Genomic DNA, 16006 nt, shown 5'->3' on the forward strand with positions numbered 1-16006 from the left:
TGGCCGTGGGGGCAGACGATGTAAGGCGGACGTTAAGCCAAAACGGCGCGCAGGCGCAACTTCTTACGAGTCAAAGGGTGGTTCGATGACTTGCAAGTCATTGTTATCTATGAGCTATAAAATTCGTGGCCGGCAGGCGCTGCCGGCCACGAGGTCTCCGCTTAGTGGCTTGCTGCTGCGTCCGGGCCAATATTCTTGGCCAGGAAGGCGGCCAGGCGGTTGTAGAACTCGACGTTGTTTTTCTCGTCGTAGAAACCGTGGCCCTCGCCCGATTTGGTGAGCGACTCGTAAGGCTTGTGTGCGGCGTCGAGCGCGGCACGCATTGCCTTGAACTGGGCGAACGGAGCGACCTGATCGTCTTCGCCATGAACCAGGAAGACGGGGATGTCGATCTTGTCCGCGAGCTTGTCAGGCGAGTTGGCGGCAAGTTCGGCCGGGTCCTTGCCGAGCGTCTTGTCAAAGAAGCTGCGATCGAATTTGCTCGAGCTGACGTCGTGGTCGTACATCATCTTCAGATCGTAGACGCCTGCGTAACCGACGGCGCATTTGAACAGGCCCGGTGCGCGAAGGGGGGCCATCATGGCCGAGTAGCCACCGAAGCTGGCGCCGAACACGCAGATGCGCTTGGGATCGGCGTAGTTCTCGCTGATCGCCCACTTCACCCCATCGATCAGATCCTGCTGGATACGGCCGCCCCATTGCTTGTAGCCGGCATGTTCGAAGTTGACGCCGCGCCCGCCCGAACCGCGAAAGTTGACTTGCAGCACGAGGTAGCCGCGGCTGGCGACGAACTGCGCGAGGTCGTCATAAAACCAATCATCCTTGATGCCGAAGGGGCCGCCATGGGGCAGCAGTACCATCGGCAGGTTGGCTTCGTTGACATCGCGCGGGATGGTCAGGATCGCTTCAAGCTCCTTGCCGTCATTGGCCTTGAAGCGCACCGGGCGGCGCGATGCCATCTTGCTCGGATCGATCCACGGTGCCGACGCGAAAAGCTTGCGTACTTTGTACGTGGTGGTATCGATCAGCATATAGCTGCCCGGATCGCGGTCACTGGAGACCGAGAACAACAGCTGCTTTCCGTCCTGGCTGTAATTGATGAAGTTAACCAGTTCGCCCGGAAATTTCTGGCTCAGCGCCATGTGAAGCTTGGCGGCGGGCAGGTCCGGATTGGTATAGACCGGCTTTGGAATGCCGGTGCCGTAGGTCACCGCAAAAGGCTCGTAAGGGTGCGGCGTATATTGAATGTCGTCGATTTCGCCGAACGCGTCTTGCGCCAATACACGTCGATCGCCGCCGCTTTCGTCCTGCTCGATCAGGCTGGTGGGGCCGCCGTCGGCGCTGTAGAACGCATAGACATGCTTGCGGTCGGGCGTCAGTGCCTTGGGTTCGAAATAACTGCCGACCAGTTTGCTGTCGAGGTTGGCCCAACCACTGGCTTCGCGATGGTAGACCACGTAGTTGAAGTCGTTGTTGTTGCCGAACGCGTAGTGAGCGACACCATCGTCACCGACAAAGAACTGCATATTGCCAACGCTGATATCGCCGGCCAGCCTGCGTGATCCCTTGATCCCGTCGATCTCGTAAACCGAGCTGATGTTGTCGTTATCCCAGAGGTTCTCGCTCGCATAAAAATGGCCGTCATTCTTTTCCGGGATGGCGGTTACAAAAGCGGAGCCACGGTCCCGGCCACGCGTGCTGCCGCGCTTGCTGGCGCCCACGTCGTAACCGTAAAGATAGTCCTGATTTTTGCCGTCGAGATCGGTCGCGATAATTTCGCCGGTACGCTTGGGTACGTCGATGGAGCCGAATACGCGCCCTTTTTCGACGACCAGGCGCGTGGGGCTTACCCAGTAGATATCGGCGGGTAGCTCGTATTTAGGCATCCGCAGCACGCTGACCGGCTGGGTCATGTCGTCGACGCGAAATACCATGAGCGAATGATTGCCGGCGGAGTTGTCGTCCATGCGCAGCGCCAGATATTGCCCGTCCGGCGACAGGCGCGGGGTGGACAGCTCGGCGTGGCGGGCGAAATCTTCGACCGGAATCAGGTCTGCTGCGAGCACAGCGACAGGCAATGACAGGCACAACGCGGACAGCGCAGTCCGCGCAACTCGAAACAGCATACGTTTTCCCCCATTCGCTCCTTCGACAATGCCCTGGACGCCAAGGAGCCTGGCGGCCGGCACCCGGAGGTCTCAAGTCCCGTACTCCCCAGTAGCCGGGTCTGCCTTCCGTCCCGCGAGTATAGCGACGGCTCGGCGACAGTCGAGCGTGCCTCCGGCGCGTTACACTTGGCCTTTGCCATTGCTCCGAGTCCCATGAGCCAGCCTTATACCGTCGCCATTGACCCTGTCGCCTTTCACCTGGGGCCGGTCCAGATCCACTGGTATGGCCTGATGTATCTGTTGAGCTTTCTGGGCGCATGGATGCTGGGCGAGCACCGCCGCAAGCAGGGCCGCTTGCCGGTAAGCCGCGATGCGCTGGGCGACCTGGCTTTTTACGCGATGATGGGCGTGATCGTCGGCGGCCGCGTCGGCTACATGTTGTTCTATACCAATATCCACTGGATCTGGACCGACCCGCTGGCCCTGTTCAAGGTATGGGACGGCGGCATGAGCTTCCACGGTGGCCTGCTCGGCGTGCTGGTGGCGGGCTTGTGGTGGTCGCGCCGGCACAAGCTGCATTTCATGGACACGGTGGATTTTGTCGCGCCGCTGGTGCCGATCGGCCTGGGGCTGGGTCGCCTGGGCAATTTCATCAATGGCGAGCTTTGGGGTAAGCCCAGCAACCTGCCGTGGGCGATGATCTTCCCGAACGCAGGCGAGCAGGATACGCAGCTGGCGGCCGGGGACCCCGCCTTGGCCAAGATCTTCGAGCAGTTCCACGGCCTGCCGCGCCAGCCTTCGCAGCTATACGAAATGCTGCTGGAGGGCGTGGTGATGTTTTGCGTGCTGTGGGTGGTGTCGATGAAGCCCCGCCCGCGCTATCTCATTTCCGGCCTGTTCGCCCTGATGTATGGCTGCTTCCGCTTCCTGGTTGAGTTTGTCCGGCTGCCCGACGTGCAGCTGGGCTACCTCGCCTTCGGTTGGCTGACCATGGGGCAGATCCTGTCGCTGCCGCTGATTGCCATCGGGCTTATATTGCTGGCCATGTCGCGGCGTGCGCCCATCCTGTCGCCCGCGACCGAATCGGCCAAGGTCTAGTCTTATGCGCGCCTATCTTGATCTCCTGCAGCATGTACTCGACCACGGGGCCGAGAAGTCTGATCGCACCGGTACAGGCACGCGCAGCGTATTTGGCTGGCAGATGCGCTTCGATCTGGCCAAGGGCTTCCCGCTGGTCACGACCAAGAAGCTGCACCTGAAATCGATCATTCACGAGTTGATCTGGTTTCTGCGCGGCGACACCAATATCGCCTACCTCAAGGAAAACGGCGTCAGCATCTGGGACGAATGGGCCGATGCCGACGGCGAGCTGGGCCCGGTCTATGGCAAGCAGTGGCGCGCGTGGCCCAAGGCCGATGGCGGCGCTGTCGACCAGATCAGCTGGGTGGTCGACGAGATCCGCCGCAACCCGGATTCGCGCCGCCTGATCGTCAACGCGTGGAACGTGGGCGAGCTACCGCAGATGGCGCTGATGCCGTGCCATGCGTTGTTTCAGTTCTATGTGGCGAACGGTCGTTTGAGTTGCCAGCTGTATCAGCGCTCGGGCGATATTTTTCTGGGCGTGCCGTTCAATATCGCCAGTTACGCGCTGCTTACGCACATGATCGCGCAAGTCTGCGGCCTGCAGCCGGGCGATTTCGTCTACACGCTGGGCGATGCGCATCTGTACAACAATCACGTCGAGCAGGCTCGGCAGCAACTGGCGCGTGAGCCCAAGCCATTGCCCAGGCTGGTGCTCAACCCTGACGTACACTCGGTGTTCGATTTCCGCTTCGAAGACATCGCCGTGCACGACTACGCGCCGCACCCGGCCATCAAGGCGCCGGTCGCCGTCTGAGGGCAAGAGCTTGCGCCGCGCCTGTCGAGCCCCCTTGGCGCGATCCTGCTAATATTCGATGCGCTGGGCCGGACGATTTGTTCGGCGCAGGGTGTTCTTTAGGCTGCTGAACTAGGATTTCCATGGCTATTTCGTTGATCGCCGCGCTGGATGAAAACTCTGCCATTGGCCGCAAGGGCCAGCTTCCTTGGCATTTGCCGGACGATTTGCGCTGGTTCAAGCAGCTCACCCTCGGCAAGCATGTGCTGATGGGTTACAACACGGCCATCTCGGTGGGACGTGCGTTGCCCGATCGCGTCAACCTGGTTCTGAGCCGCAAGCACGAAGCGCCGTTTCCGGGGCAGATCACCGTTCGCACGGTGCAGGAAGCCCAGGCCCGCTGCGGCGATACCGGCCTGATGGTCATCGGTGGCGCGCAGGTATACGCCGAAGCCCTGCCGATGGTGCGCCGCATGTACCTGACCTGGGTCAATGCAGCGACCGAGGGCGCGGACACGTTCTTCCCCGGCGTCCATTTCAGCGACTGGACCGAAGTCTCGCGCGTGCATCACAAGAAGGATGCCGAGCATAAGTACGACTTCGACATGGTCGAATACATCCGCAGCGCCTGAGTTTTTCCGGCCATCCCATGCATGTAATGGCCGGCATCCTTCGCGATACCGCCGGCCGTGTACTGCTCGCGCAACGGCCGCCCGGCAAGCATCTGGCCGGGCTATGGGAATTTCCTGGCGGCAAGATCGAGCCGGGCGAAAGCCCATGGCATGCCCTGGTGCGTGAGCTGCGCGAAGAACTCGGGATCGATGTCGAAGACGGCAAGCCGCTGATTCGCATTCCCTGGCGTTACGAGAAGGGCGAGTTATGCCTCGACGCATGGCTGGTCGAGCGTTGGGATGGCGAGCCTGCATCGCTGGAAGGGCAGGCCTTGCAGTGGGCGTTACCGGAGGCGGTGGATCTTTCCATGCTCGCGCCGGCCGATCGACCCATTCTTCAGGCGCTTCGGCTGCCCTCTGTCTATGCGATTACGCCAGCGGATGCGCAGCAGGCGGATTGGGGCGTGTGGCGGGAGCGTGTCGCTGATGCGATCGAACGAGGTGCCCGATTGATCCAGCTGCGGTTGCCCTTATGGAGCCGAGAGGCTGTGCGCGAGCTGGCGGCTACGCTGCTTTCGTCGGCGCGATTGCGCGGCGTCTGGCTGATGCTCAACGAAGATATCGAGGGTGCGCGGCAGTTGGGCGATGGGGTAGGGGTGCAGCTCAAGAGTGCGCAACTCAATGCGTGTGCCGAGCGGCCTTTGCCGTTGCATCAGCTGGTTGGCGCCAGTTGTCATGATGCGGCTGAGTTGGTCATGGCGGCATCTCTATCCGTCGACTTTGCGACCTTGTCGCCGGTGATGCCCACCGCTTCGCATCCGGGTGCTTTGGCGCTTGGATGGGAGCGTTTCGAGACTTTGGTTGAGGCAGCTTCGTTGCCGGTTTTTGCGCTCGGCGGAATGTCGCCTGCCGATCTTTATCAAGCGCGTCGTTGTGGCGGTCAGGGTGTGGCTGGGATTCGCGGGTTTTGGTGATGGTTGACGTTATGAAAAATCTGTACTGAGGTTTAAAAGCCCCGTCACCCCAACCCTCTCCCCCGGCGAAGCCAGGGGAGAGGGAGTAAAGAGGGCGCAAGGTTCAAACTTGCCTCAGTTGGCTCGCTCTCCCCTTGCTTGCCGGGGGAGAGGGTTGGGGTGAGGGGGCACAAAAAGCGATGCGAAGCGAGCCTTCAACGCGCGCCGACAAGCCCTAGATACTTCTCATGCAACCGCGCAACAGCAGGCCCGAGCGCCGCCTCATCCCCACTGTTATCAATCACATCATCAGCAATCGCCAGCCGCTGCTCCCGACTGGCCTGCCGATCCAGCATGCGCTGCGCCAGCGCGGCATCGATACGGTCGCGCTGCATCAGCCGATCTAGCCGCACGTCGTCCGGCGCATCAACCGCCAGCACCCGATCGACCCAACGATAGTGCTCGATATTCTCAGCCAGCAGCGGAATGGCCAGCAGGCAATAAGGGCCGCGATCGGACAACGCGTGCTCACGCAGCCACTGGCGCACCCGAGGATGGGTGATGCTCTCAAGAGTCAGCCTGGCCTGATCATCCGCAAAGACCCGGCGGCGCATGGCTGCACGATCGAGCCTGCCTTCGGCATCCAGGGCCTCGGGCCCGAACGCGGACACGATCGCCTGCAGCCCCTCGCTTCCCGGCGCAACGACCTCGCGTGCGGCGATATCCGCGTCATAGACCGCAACACCCAGGGATTCAAAGCGTCGCGTCACCGCGCTCTTGCCGGAGGCAATGCCGCCGGTCAGCGCGATGACGTAGGGGTGTTGCGCAGAGCTCATCGCATGCCGCTAAGGTTCAAATAGGCCTGCAGCAGTGTATCGCCCGCCATGAACCAGACCCACCCGGCCGCTGCGATAAACGGCCCAAACGGCATCGGCACCTCGCGCCCGAGCTTGCGGGTCGCGATCAGCACCACGCCGAATAAAGCGCCGATCAGCGAAGACAGCAGGATGATCGGGAGCAGGGCGGATGGGCCCATCCAGGCGCCCATCGCGGCCAACAGCTTGAAGTCGCCATAGCCCATGCCCTCCTTGCCGGTCAGCAGCTTGAACAGCCAGTACACGCTCCAAAGGCTGAGGTAGCCGACAACAGCGCCAATGATCGACAGGTTCGGCGTAGTGAACATCGTCCACAGGCTGAGCAACAAGCCCAGCCACAGCAGCGGGTAGTTCAACGAATCGGGTAGCAACTGGGTGCGGAAATCGATGCCGGAGAGGGCGATCAGCAGCCAGGTAAAGGCGAGCCCGGCCAGGGTGGCCCAGCTGACGCCGAGCTTCCACACGATCAGCGCGCTCAGCACGCCCGTCAACAGCTCCACCAGCGGGTACTGGATCGAAATGGGCGCCTTGCAGTAACGGCAGCGCCCGCCCAGGAACAGCCAGCCGAACAGCGGAATATTGTCGCGAATCGCCAGCTTGTGCTTGCAGTGCGGGCAGTGCGACGACTCCACCACGATGCCGGGGGGCAGCGGGCTTTCGTCGGCCGGCAGCGCCAGGATCTCGCGTGCCTCATTGCGCCACATCGCATCGATGCGCGCCGGCAGCCGCAGGATCACTACATTGAGAAAACTACCCACCAGCAAGCCGAAGACGGCAGCGATGACGATCCAGATCCAAAGGTCGAGCTCGGGCATACGGGCGTTTCCGAAACGTAGATAAGACAAAGCCCCCCTCCCGGCGGGAGAGGGGCTTCACGCAGCAAGCTTACACGGTGCCGGCGAGTTTGAAGATGGGCAGGTACAGCGCAACCACCATGCCACCGACCAGGCCACCGAGGATGACCATGATCATCGGTTCGAGCAGAGTGGACAGGGTGTCGACGGCGTTGTTGACCTCCTCCTCGTAGAACTCGGCCACCTTGAACAGCATATTGTCCAGGGCGCCCGATTCCTCGCCGATAGCGGTCATTTGCACCACCATGTTCGGGAACAGACCGGTCTGACGCATCGACAGCTGCAGCTGGTGACCGACGGCAATGTCGTCGCGCATCTGCATGATGGCCTCACCGTAGACGATGCTGCCGGTGGCGCCGGCGACAGCTTCCAGAGCTTCGACCAATGGGACACCTGCGCGGAACGTTACGCCTAGCGTACGGGCGAAGCGGGCGATTGCCGACTGGCGAAGGATGTTGCCGATGACTGGGATCTTGAGTGACACGCGGTCGAGAAAGTGGGCGAACTTGAGCGAGCGCTTCTTGGCGAAGATCAGTGCCGCAATGCTGCCCACGATGCCGATTAAAAGTGCCCACCAATAGGACTGCATGAACTTGGATGCGGCCACAACGACCAATGTTGGCACGGGCAACTCAGCACCAGCATCCCGGAAAGTCTGCTCAAACACCGGTACTACGAAGAGCAGCATGATGACGCAGACCAGCAAAGCCACCGCTAGCACCATGACGGGGTAGAACATGGCCTTTTTGATCTTGGCCTTGATCCCTTCCATGCGCTCTTTATAGGTCGCGACGGTATCGAGCACCGTATCCAGCACACCCGCCGATTCGCCGGCATGAACCAGGTTGCGATAAAGCTCGTCGAACTGGACAGGATGCCGCGCCAGTGCCTCATGCAGCGCCTGGCCACCCTCGATCCCCTGCTTGACGTCGGTGAGAATGTTCTTGAAGCGGACGTTCTTCTGACCATCGGCGATGATGTCAAAGGACTGCACCATCGGCACGCCCGAGGCCATCATGGTGGCGATCTGGCGGCTGAAGATCGCTACATCGCGCGGCTTGACCGTGCTGCCCGATGAGCCAAACAGAGGCTTGGGTCGTTCGCGCACCGTCTGGGGGTTCATACCCTGACGCCGCAGCTCCGCCTTGACCAGCGAGGCGTTCTTGGCGGGCATATCGCCCTTCATGCGCTTGCCGCGCTTGTCCAGCGCGACCCACTCGTATGTGGTCAGCGCGCTCACGGTGGCGCGATCTGCGCCGACTGAGCGTGCCTTGTTTGCGGTTGCGGTAGCCGTCGCCATGCGCTTGATTCCCCCGATGATTCGTTCCGGCCCGACATTCCCATCCTACGGGCACGATTTTTCAGAGCTTATGTCATTTCTACCGGTCAATCCGTGGTGCCGAACGCAAGTTAAGCGTTACGGGCATCGCAAAATCGCCGGCTGGATCAATCCTTGGTAACGCGGTCGATCTCGGCAAGACTGGTAACTCCTTGTTTTACCTTCTCCAGCGCCGAGGCGCGCAGGTCGTTCACCCCGGCCTTGCGCGAGACCTCCGCAATCTGCAGGGCGTTACCGCCTTGCAGGATGATTTTCTGGATATCTTCGAGCATCGGCATGACTTGATAGATACCTACGCGGCCTTTATAGCCCTCATTGCAGGCATCGCAGCCGACCGCCTCGTACACCTTCAGTCCAGCGTCGATATCGGCCTGGCTAAAGCCCGCGGCGAGCAGCAGCTGTGGCGAGATATCCATCTCTTTCTTGCAGTCATGCAGGCGGCGAGCCAGACGCTGGGCAATGACCAGGGTGACCGACGAGGTGATGTTATAGGGCGCGATGCCCATGTTCATCAGGCGCGCGATGGTCTGCGGGGCATCGTTGGTATGCAGGGTGGACAGGACCATATGGCCGGTCTGCGCTGCCTTGATGGCAATCTCGGCGGTTTCCAGGTCGCGAATTTCGCCGACCATGATCACGTCTGGATCCTGGCGCAGGAACGAGCGCAATGCGGCAGCGAAGGTCATGCCGCGCTTGGTGTTCTGCTGGACCTGGTTGATGCCTTCGACGCGGATTTCGACCGGGTCTTCGACAGTCGAGATATTGCGCTCGGCCGTGTTCAGGATATTGAGCGCCGTATACAACGACACGGTTTTACCCGAGCCGGTCGGGCCGGTCACCAACACCATGCCGTAAGGCTTGTGGATGGCGTCGACATACAGATTTTTCTGGGGTTCGTCATAACCGAGCTTGTCGATACCCAGCCTCGCCGAGGAGCCGTCCAGGATACGCAGCACGATCTTTTCGCCGAACAAAGTCGGCAACGTGCTGACACGGAAGTCGACCGCGCGGCTCTTGGACAGATTCAGCTTGATGCGACCGTCCTGCGGTACGCGACGCTCGGCAATGTCCAGGCCGGACATCACCTTCAAGCGCGAGGAGATACGCGACGCCAGCTTCATCGGCGGGCTGGCTACGGCACGCAGCATGCCGTCCATGCGCAGACGCACCCGGTACTGTGTCTCGAACGGTTCGAAGTGGATATCCGAGGCACCCCGGCGGATCGCGTCCACCAGGATCTTGTTGACGAACTTCACCACCGGCGCATCGTCGTTGGCGTTGGCGTCGATGCCGGTCTGCTCGGCATCTTCGTCGCCGCCTTCCAGCGCCAGCTCGTCCAGATCGCCGCCGCCCATATCGGGCACGGCATTGCTCATCGTATTGAGCAGGTTCTCGATAACCCGGATCAACTGGCCACGTTCGACCAGGATCGGCTCGACCATGCAATTGGAGTTGAACTTGATCTCGTCCAATGCATGCGACTGCATCGGGTCGGCGATACCGACGAACAAGCGCTTGCCGCGCTTGAACAGTGGCAGCGCCTGATGCTTGTTGATCAGCGCCTCGCTGATCATGTTGTGCGGCATGGTGGCGGGATTCAACGCCGAGACGTCCATCATCGGCATGCCGAATTCGGCAGACGCGACCTGGGTCAGCCTGGGGCTGTCGACCAGGCCCTTATCCAACAGCCATGCGGCCAGGCTGGCCTTTTGCTGGGTGGAGTCCGCCACTGCCTTGCGCACGTCGGCCTCAGGCAGGACGCCTTCCGAGACCAGCCGCCGAGCCATGCCCGAGAGGCCAGCTAACGATGGTTGCAATTGCGATGACATGAGTTTGGTCCAGCCCCCTGATTGGAGAGGAATTTACAGTAGTTGAGGCGGCGGGTCATCTATTGCTCGAAGCGGCGTCCCCGACAGTGATTGAGCGCACATCGGCGGCGCTCGATCGCAGATTTTTGCCCTCCTTTGGAGGGGCTTGGCATGGACGGGACCCCGGCTTTCGGATAGAACGGCGGTCTTTGCATGAAGTTCCCATGTCCGAAGCCTCTCTAGCCCCCTTCCTGGTCTTTGGTGCGCCCCTGATCGGCGAGGAGGAGATCGCCGAGGTCGAGGCCGTTCTTCGTTCAGGTTGGCTGGGGACTGGCCCTCGGGTGGCGCGTTTCGAGCAGGATTTCGCTGCCTGGCGCGGCGTGGCCCCCGCCCAGGTCGCGGCCGTGAACTCCTGTACCGCCGCCTTGCATGTGAGCATGGTCGCGGCCGGCCTGGAGCCTGGCAGCGAGGTCATCACGACTCCACTGACCTTCTGCGCCACGGTGAACGCGATCCTGCATGCGGGGCTGAAGCCGGTGCTGGCCGACATCGATCCCGTCACGCAGAACATCGACCCGGAGGCGATCGAGGCGGCGATCACGCCGCGTACGCGAGCCATCCTGCCAGTGCATTTTGCGGGGCGGCCGTGTTCGATGGACCGCATCATGGCGATTGCCCGCAAGCACGACCTGGTCGTCATCGAAGATTGCGCGCATGCGGTCGAAAGCGAGTTCCAGGGCCAGGCGGTCGGTACCTTTGGCGACTTTGGCTGCTATAGCTTCTATGCCACCAAGAACGTCGTTACCGGCGAGGGCGGCATGATCGTCGGCCGCGACGAAGAGCGTATCGCCCGGGCTCGGATGCTCGCCCTGCATGGCATGAGTCGCGACGCCTGGCACCGCTTTAGCGACAAGGGCTACAAGCACTATCAAGTGGTGGAGTGCGGCTTCAAGTACAACATGATGGATATGCAGGCAGCGATCGGCATCCATCAGCTGGCGCGGGTGGAGGCTAACTGGAAGCGTCGCAAGGAACTGTGGGCCCGCTATGACGCCGCGTTCGCCGATCTGCCGATAGGGTTGCCGGCCGCACCGGACGCCGATACCCGGCACGGTTACCATCTTTATACGATCATGCTCGACGAGGCCGAGTCGGGGATCGATCGCGACGGCTTTCTCGAGGCGATGAATCGCCTGCGTATCGGCACCGGCGTGCATTACCTGTCGATTCCCGAGCATCCCTATTACCAGCAAACTCTGGGGTGGCGGCCGGAACAATGGCCGATGGCGCAGCGTATTGGACGCCGTACCGTCAGCCTGCCGCTGTCGCCCGCGTTGACCGATGCGGACGCCGAGCGTGTCATCGACGCGGTACATACGATTATCCTGCAACGCTGATGACTTCATGCGCGGGTCATGGGCTACCTGACGCGAACCGATATGATGTCTGTGTTAACTCCGGGAGCTGTCTTGATTCCTTTAAGCATCATCTTGCCCGCCAAGGACGAGGCTGCCGCGCTGATCGCGTTGCTGCCACGGCTACGTGCCGCTCATCCGGCGGCGGAAATCATCGTGGTCGACGACGGCTCGACCGATGACACGCGCGCATGTTGCGCGTCCGCGGGCGTGACCTGTCTATCCTCTCCGTATTCGATGGGCAATGGCGCTGCCATCAAGCGCGGTTCGCGCGCGGCGCGCGGTGACGTGCTGGTCTTCATGGACGCGGACGGACAGCACGATCCCGCCGACATTGCGCGCCTGCTCGCCAAGCTCGACGAGGGCTATGACATGGTCGTCGGAGCGCGCGATTGGGATAGTCAGGCCGGCGTCGGTCGTGGCCTGGCTAATGCGCTCTACAATTGGCTGGCCTCGCGCATCACGGGTCACGCCGTGGCCGACCTGACTTCCGGCTATCGCGCGGTTCGTGCGGATAAATTCCGCGAGTTCCTACATTTGCTGCCCAATGGCTTTTCTTATCCGACCACCAGCACGATGGCGTTCTTTCGTAGTGCTTACGCGGTGGCCTATGTGCCGATCAAGGCGGCCGAGCGAGTGGGCAAGAGCCATATCAAGCCGCTGCGCGATGGCTTGCGCTTTCTGCTGATCATTTTCAAGATCGCCACGCTGTATTCGCCGCTGAAGTTGTTTGTACCGACCAGCGTGGTTTTCTTCCTGCTCGGCCTGCTCAACTATGCATGGACCTTCATGCATGATGGCCGTCTGACCAATATGAGCACGCTGCTGTGGAGTGCTGCAGTCATCGTGTTTCTGATCGGACTGATCTCCGAACAGATTACGTCGCTCACCTACCGCCGGAATGACTGAGCAGGTCGGCCACGGCGAGCGGCTGCGGTTGCTCGTACTTACCTCGACCTATCCGCGCTGGGCAGGTGATCCTGAGCCGGGTTTTGTGCACGAGTTGTCGCGAAGGCTTGCCGACACGTTCGATGTGCAAGTGATCGGGCCACATGCAGCCGGTGCGCTTGCGCGGGAAAGACTCGATGGGGTCGATATTCATCGCTATCGCTACGCGCCGGTAGCGCTGGAAACTTTAGTCAATCACGGCGGTATTCTTACCAATCTCAAGCGCTCGCTGTGGAAGTGGCTGTTGGTACCCAGCTTTCTTGCTGGCCAGTACCTATCGCTGCGTAGAGCGCTGCGCGAGTTTCGGCCGCAGGTGATCCACGCGCATTGGCTCCTGCCCCAGGGATTGATCGCCGCATTGGGTCGACAAGATGTGCCGCTCGTGGCGACTTCGCATGGTGCCGACTTGTTTGGCCTGCGTGGTAAATGGTTCGCCAAGTTGCGTCGCTGGGCGGTGCCGCGAATGTCGGTAGTGACGTTGGTAAGCGAGGCGATGCGTCAACGCTTGCTTGCCGAGCAGCCGCAGGCGAACGCGTTGGTCATGTCGATGGGCGTGGACGTGCGCGAGCGCTTTGTCCCGGCAGCGGTGGAGCGAAACCCTGCCGAGCTTCTCTTCGTCGGCCGCCTGGTCGAAAAGAAAGGCTTGCACCATCTGCTGCATGCCTTGCCTCAGGTTATCGCCGCATATCCAGGGGCACGCTTGACCATCGTGGGATTTGGCCCCGAACGCGAGCGCCTGGAACGTATCGTCGCCGAGCTTGATCTGAAAGAACACGTGGCTTTTGCTGGCGCGATGTCCCAGGCCTCCTTACCCGCGCTTTACCAGCGCGCCACCCTCTTCGTTGCCCCCTTTATTGAAGCCGATGATGGCGACCAGGAAGGTTTGGGTCTGGTAGTGGCCGAAGCGATGGCCTGCGGTTGCCCGGTTGTTGTCGGTAACGTTCCGGCGACGCAAGACCTGGTCGACGAAGATAGCGGCATTCGTGTGCCGGCATCCGATCATGCCCAGTTGGCCCGCGCCATCATTGTCCTGCTCAAGGATGACGAGGGGCGCGCTCGCATGGGTCGTCATGCGCGTGCGTACGTAGAGCAGCATTACTCATGGGATGCGGTAGCCGAGCGTTACAGCCGATTGCTGGCAGATGTGGCCAGGGCGGGGCGCACATGAGCGCTCGCCCTTTACGAATCTGGTTGCCGAGCCTACGCGCGGGCAGCGGCATCGATGTATTTGCGATGCGGTTGGCCGAGGGGCTTGCGCGTGCAGGACATGAGCCGCTATTGCAATGGTTTGACCATGCCTACGAATTGAAACCGTGGCTGTTGCGTAAAGTGCCGTCGCCCGAGCGCACGGATATTGTGCACGCTGCCAGTTGGCAGGGCTTTGCGTTCAAGCGCCCAGGTATCCCGCTTGTTGTAACGGAACATCAGTACATCCGGCATCCGCGTTTTTTGCCGCACCGCGGCTTGATGCAGACGCTGTACCACCGAGTTTTTATCGATCTGTGCATCGAGCGTTCCTATCGTGTGGCCGACGCCCTGGTCACGGTTAGCGAGCACACAGCAAAAGCCATGCGCGCTGATGTCGAAAAGCCGGTGCAGATGATTCATAACTGGGTCGATACCGACGTATTCAGGCCCGCAGCGCAGAGAAGCCGGATGGAAGGGCAGCCCTTCCGTCTGTTGTTCGTGGGAAACCCCTCGCGCTGGAAAGGCGCCGACCTGCTGCCTGGTCTGGCCGCCGAGCTTGGGCCGGCGTTCGAGATACTGTGCGTGGCGGGCCTGCGCAAATCTTTCGACACCGCAGCGTGGCCGTCGAATATGCGTGTGGTCGAACGGACGGAAGCGAAGCATATGCCCGCCATCTATCGTGAAGCGGACGCGGCGCTCGTGCCTACACGCTACGAGGCGTTCGGTTATGTGGCTGTCGAAGCGATGGCCTGCGGTCTGCCTGTGATCGGTTTCGACAGTACCGGCACGGCGGAGGTTTGCATGGACGGCGAGACCGCTCTGCTGGCACCTATGGACGATACAAAACGACTTGCAGCGCATGCGCGACGATTCGCTGCCGATACATCCCTGGTCGAGCAGTTGGGACGCGCCGGGCGAAAGCGCGCCGTGGAGATGTTCAGCGAAGCGCGGGCCATCGCTTCCTACGAGTCGCTTTATCGGCAACTGCTTAAAGAAGGTCGCCGCGATGGCTGAGCAAGACCACGCATGGTCCTGGAGTGCGGACGAGCTGGAAGACGTGCCGCAATGCCCCGTATGCGATGCGGGCGACTCCAGGGCTGTCTATGACACCTTGCGAGATCATCTCGAAGATGTTCCCGGCGCGTGGCCGATGCGCATTTGCCTGAATTGCGAAAGCTTGTACCTTGCCCGACGGCCGACCATCGCATCGATCGGCAAGGCCTATTCAAGCTACTACACCCATGCCGACAGCCAGGCGGCGTATGCCGACGACAACGGTCAATCGTTGCTGTGGCGCTGGTCCAATGGCTATATGAATTCGCGTTTCGGTGCGACACGTATGCCAGCGGCGCGAAGAGGTCGCTGGATCATGTCGATGATCCCGCCCTTGCGCCAGCAATTGGATTTTTTCTACCGCCATCTCCCGCATGGACCGGGACGATTGCTTGATGTGGGGTGCGGTAACGGAGTGTTCCTGCTTCGCGCTCGCGATGCGGGATGGAACGTCGAAGGCCTTGAGCCTGATCCCGCCGCTGCCGCCGCTGGACGTCGATCGGGCTTGGATATTGCGGATGGCACGCTGGATGGATTCGCTCCACAGGGATCATTTGATGCCATTACAGCCTCGCACGTTATCGAGCACGTGCATCACCCACGACGCTTCCTTGAGCAGATCTTTGCCTTGTTGCGACCGGATGGCCAAGTCTGGCTGGCGACGCCCAACGCGCATAGCCTTGGGCGCCGATGGTATGGGCCTTATTGGCGTGGTTTGGAGCCACCGCGGCATATGACGGTGCTCTCGCCCAAGGCTTTGGTCCTGCTGCTGCAACGTGCGGGGTTTGACGACATCCAACTACTCCGTCGTGGCCGTGGGTCCAGCTATATCTTGCGTTCCTCCGCGGAGACGATGCGGCACGAAGGTGTGCGAAAAATGACCTTGTCCCCTTTGCTGGTGGATGCGCTTGCAAGCTTGCGGGCGAGCTGGTCAGAAGAATGCGTCGTTCGTGCATATAGGCGGAGTTGAATTTGGAC

14 protein-coding genes are annotated in these 16006 nt (G+C 61.2%); 9 read left to right on the forward strand and 5 right to left on the reverse strand.

Annotated elements, in window-relative coordinates; all coding sequences use genetic code 11:
* Window positions 1–161: 161 nt before the first annotated feature.
* Window positions 162–2126: an alpha/beta hydrolase family protein gene (locus QMG46_RS09520; RefSeq protein ID WP_281852272.1), complete on the reverse strand. Its 1965-nt coding sequence runs from the start codon at window positions 2124–2126 to the stop codon at window positions 162–164.
* 195 nt (window positions 2127–2321) lie between these two features.
* Between QMG46_RS09520 and lgt the strand changes: the two genes are divergently transcribed.
* From lgt to QMG46_RS09540, 4 genes are all read left to right on the forward strand, one after another.
* Window positions 2322–3206 (forward strand): prolipoprotein diacylglyceryl transferase, encoded by an 885-nt coding sequence (gene lgt / locus QMG46_RS09525; protein ID WP_281852274.1) that lies wholly within the window; start codon window positions 2322–2324, stop codon window positions 3204–3206.
* Between the two features lie 4 nt (window positions 3207–3210).
* Entirely contained in the window at window positions 3211–4005 is a 795-nt protein-coding gene (locus tag QMG46_RS09530) for a thymidylate synthase (protein ID WP_281852275.1), read from the forward strand.
* Window positions 4006–4127: 122 nt separating this feature from the next.
* Entirely contained in the window at window positions 4128–4616 is a 489-nt protein-coding gene (locus QMG46_RS09535; protein WP_281852276.1) for a dihydrofolate reductase, read from the forward strand.
* Window positions 4617–4633: 17 nt separating this feature from the next.
* Entirely contained in the window at window positions 4634–5569 is a 936-nt protein-coding gene (locus QMG46_RS09540) for a Nudix family hydrolase (RefSeq protein WP_281852277.1), read from the forward strand.
* A 194-nt stretch (window positions 5570–5763) separates the two neighbouring features.
* Here QMG46_RS09540 and coaE read toward each other — a convergent pair whose 3' ends face one another.
* From coaE to pilB, 4 genes are all read right to left on the reverse strand, one after another.
* Window positions 5764–6384 carry a dephospho-CoA kinase gene (gene coaE, locus QMG46_RS09545; protein WP_281852278.1) on the reverse strand — a complete coding sequence of 207 codons (621 nt, stop codon included), beginning with the start codon at window positions 6382–6384 and terminating at the stop codon, window positions 5764–5766.
* Complete coding sequence (locus QMG46_RS09550) at window positions 6381–7238, reverse strand: prepilin peptidase (RefSeq protein ID WP_281852279.1); 858 nt, start codon at window positions 7236–7238, stop codon at window positions 6381–6383. The genes coaE and QMG46_RS09550 overlap by 4 nt, the downstream gene beginning before the upstream one ends.
* A gap of 70 nt (window positions 7239–7308) precedes the next feature.
* Window positions 7309–8577 (reverse strand): type II secretion system F family protein, encoded by a 1269-nt coding sequence (locus QMG46_RS09555; protein ID WP_281852280.1) that lies wholly within the window; start codon window positions 8575–8577, stop codon window positions 7309–7311.
* Between the two features lie 146 nt (window positions 8578–8723).
* Window positions 8724–10445 carry a type IV-A pilus assembly ATPase PilB gene (pilB, locus tag QMG46_RS09560; protein ID WP_281852281.1) on the reverse strand — a complete coding sequence of 574 codons (1722 nt, stop codon included), beginning with the start codon at window positions 10443–10445 and terminating at the stop codon, window positions 8724–8726.
* 203 nt (window positions 10446–10648) lie between these two features.
* Between pilB and QMG46_RS09565 the strand changes: the two genes are divergently transcribed.
* The 5 genes from QMG46_RS09565 (at window position 10649) to QMG46_RS09585 (ending at window position 15998) form a co-directional block, all read left to right on the forward strand.
* Complete coding sequence (locus QMG46_RS09565) at window positions 10649–11821, forward strand: DegT/DnrJ/EryC1/StrS family aminotransferase (protein ID WP_281852282.1); 1173 nt, start codon at window positions 10649–10651, stop codon at window positions 11819–11821.
* 72 nt (window positions 11822–11893) lie between these two features.
* Window positions 11894–12748: a glycosyltransferase family 2 protein gene (locus tag QMG46_RS09570; RefSeq protein ID WP_281852283.1), complete on the forward strand. Its 855-nt coding sequence runs from the start codon at window positions 11894–11896 to the stop codon at window positions 12746–12748.
* On the forward strand, window positions 12741–13955 hold the full coding sequence (locus tag QMG46_RS09575; RefSeq protein ID WP_281852284.1) for a glycosyltransferase family 4 protein: 1215 nt from the start codon (window positions 12741–12743) through the stop codon (window positions 13953–13955). Before QMG46_RS09570 ends, QMG46_RS09575 begins: the two co-directional genes overlap by 8 nt.
* Window positions 13952–14989, forward strand: a complete 1038-nt coding sequence (locus QMG46_RS09580) for a glycosyltransferase family 4 protein (protein WP_281852285.1) — start codon at window positions 13952–13954, stop codon at window positions 14987–14989. Before QMG46_RS09575 ends, QMG46_RS09580 begins: the two co-directional genes overlap by 4 nt.
* Window positions 14982–15998 carry a class I SAM-dependent methyltransferase gene (locus tag QMG46_RS09585; protein ID WP_281852286.1) on the forward strand — a complete coding sequence of 339 codons (1017 nt, stop codon included), beginning with the start codon at window positions 14982–14984 and terminating at the stop codon, window positions 15996–15998. The genes QMG46_RS09580 and QMG46_RS09585 overlap by 8 nt, the downstream gene beginning before the upstream one ends.
* Window positions 15999–16006: the final 8 nt, after the last annotated feature.

The sequence above is a fragment of the Dyella sp. GSA-30 genome, from assembly GCF_027924605.1.
Taxonomy (GTDB): domain Bacteria; phylum Pseudomonadota; class Gammaproteobacteria; order Xanthomonadales; family Rhodanobacteraceae; genus GSA-30.

Coding starts and splice junctions, on each gene's coding strand:
- QMG46_RS09565 (WP_281852282.1), top strand. CDS start 10,649: ATGTCCGAAGCCTCTCTAGCCCCCTTCCTGGTCTTTGGTGCGCCCCTG.
- pilB (WP_281852281.1), bottom strand. CDS start 10,445: ATGTCATCGCAATTGCAACCATCGTTAGCTGGCCTCTCGGGCATGGCT.
- coaE (WP_281852278.1), bottom strand. CDS start 6,384: ATGAGCTCTGCGCAACACCCCTACGTCATCGCGCTGACCGGCGGCATT.
- QMG46_RS09520 (WP_281852272.1), bottom strand. CDS start 2,126: ATGCTGTTTCGAGTTGCGCGGACTGCGCTGTCCGCGTTGTGCCTGTCA.
- QMG46_RS09530 (WP_281852275.1), top strand. CDS start 3,211: ATGCGCGCCTATCTTGATCTCCTGCAGCATGTACTCGACCACGGGGCC.
- QMG46_RS09585 (WP_281852286.1), top strand. CDS start 14,982: ATGGCTGAGCAAGACCACGCATGGTCCTGGAGTGCGGACGAGCTGGAA.
- QMG46_RS09555 (WP_281852280.1), bottom strand. CDS start 8,577: ATGGCGACGGCTACCGCAACCGCAAACAAGGCACGCTCAGTCGGCGCA.
- QMG46_RS09535 (WP_281852276.1), top strand. CDS start 4,128: ATGGCTATTTCGTTGATCGCCGCGCTGGATGAAAACTCTGCCATTGGC.
- QMG46_RS09575 (WP_281852284.1), top strand. CDS start 12,741: ATGACTGAGCAGGTCGGCCACGGCGAGCGGCTGCGGTTGCTCGTACTT.
- QMG46_RS09540 (WP_281852277.1), top strand. CDS start 4,634: ATGCATGTAATGGCCGGCATCCTTCGCGATACCGCCGGCCGTGTACTG.
- lgt (WP_281852274.1), top strand. CDS start 2,322: ATGAGCCAGCCTTATACCGTCGCCATTGACCCTGTCGCCTTTCACCTG.
- QMG46_RS09580 (WP_281852285.1), top strand. CDS start 13,952: ATGAGCGCTCGCCCTTTACGAATCTGGTTGCCGAGCCTACGCGCGGGC.
- QMG46_RS09550 (WP_281852279.1), bottom strand. CDS start 7,238: ATGCCCGAGCTCGACCTTTGGATCTGGATCGTCATCGCTGCCGTCTTC.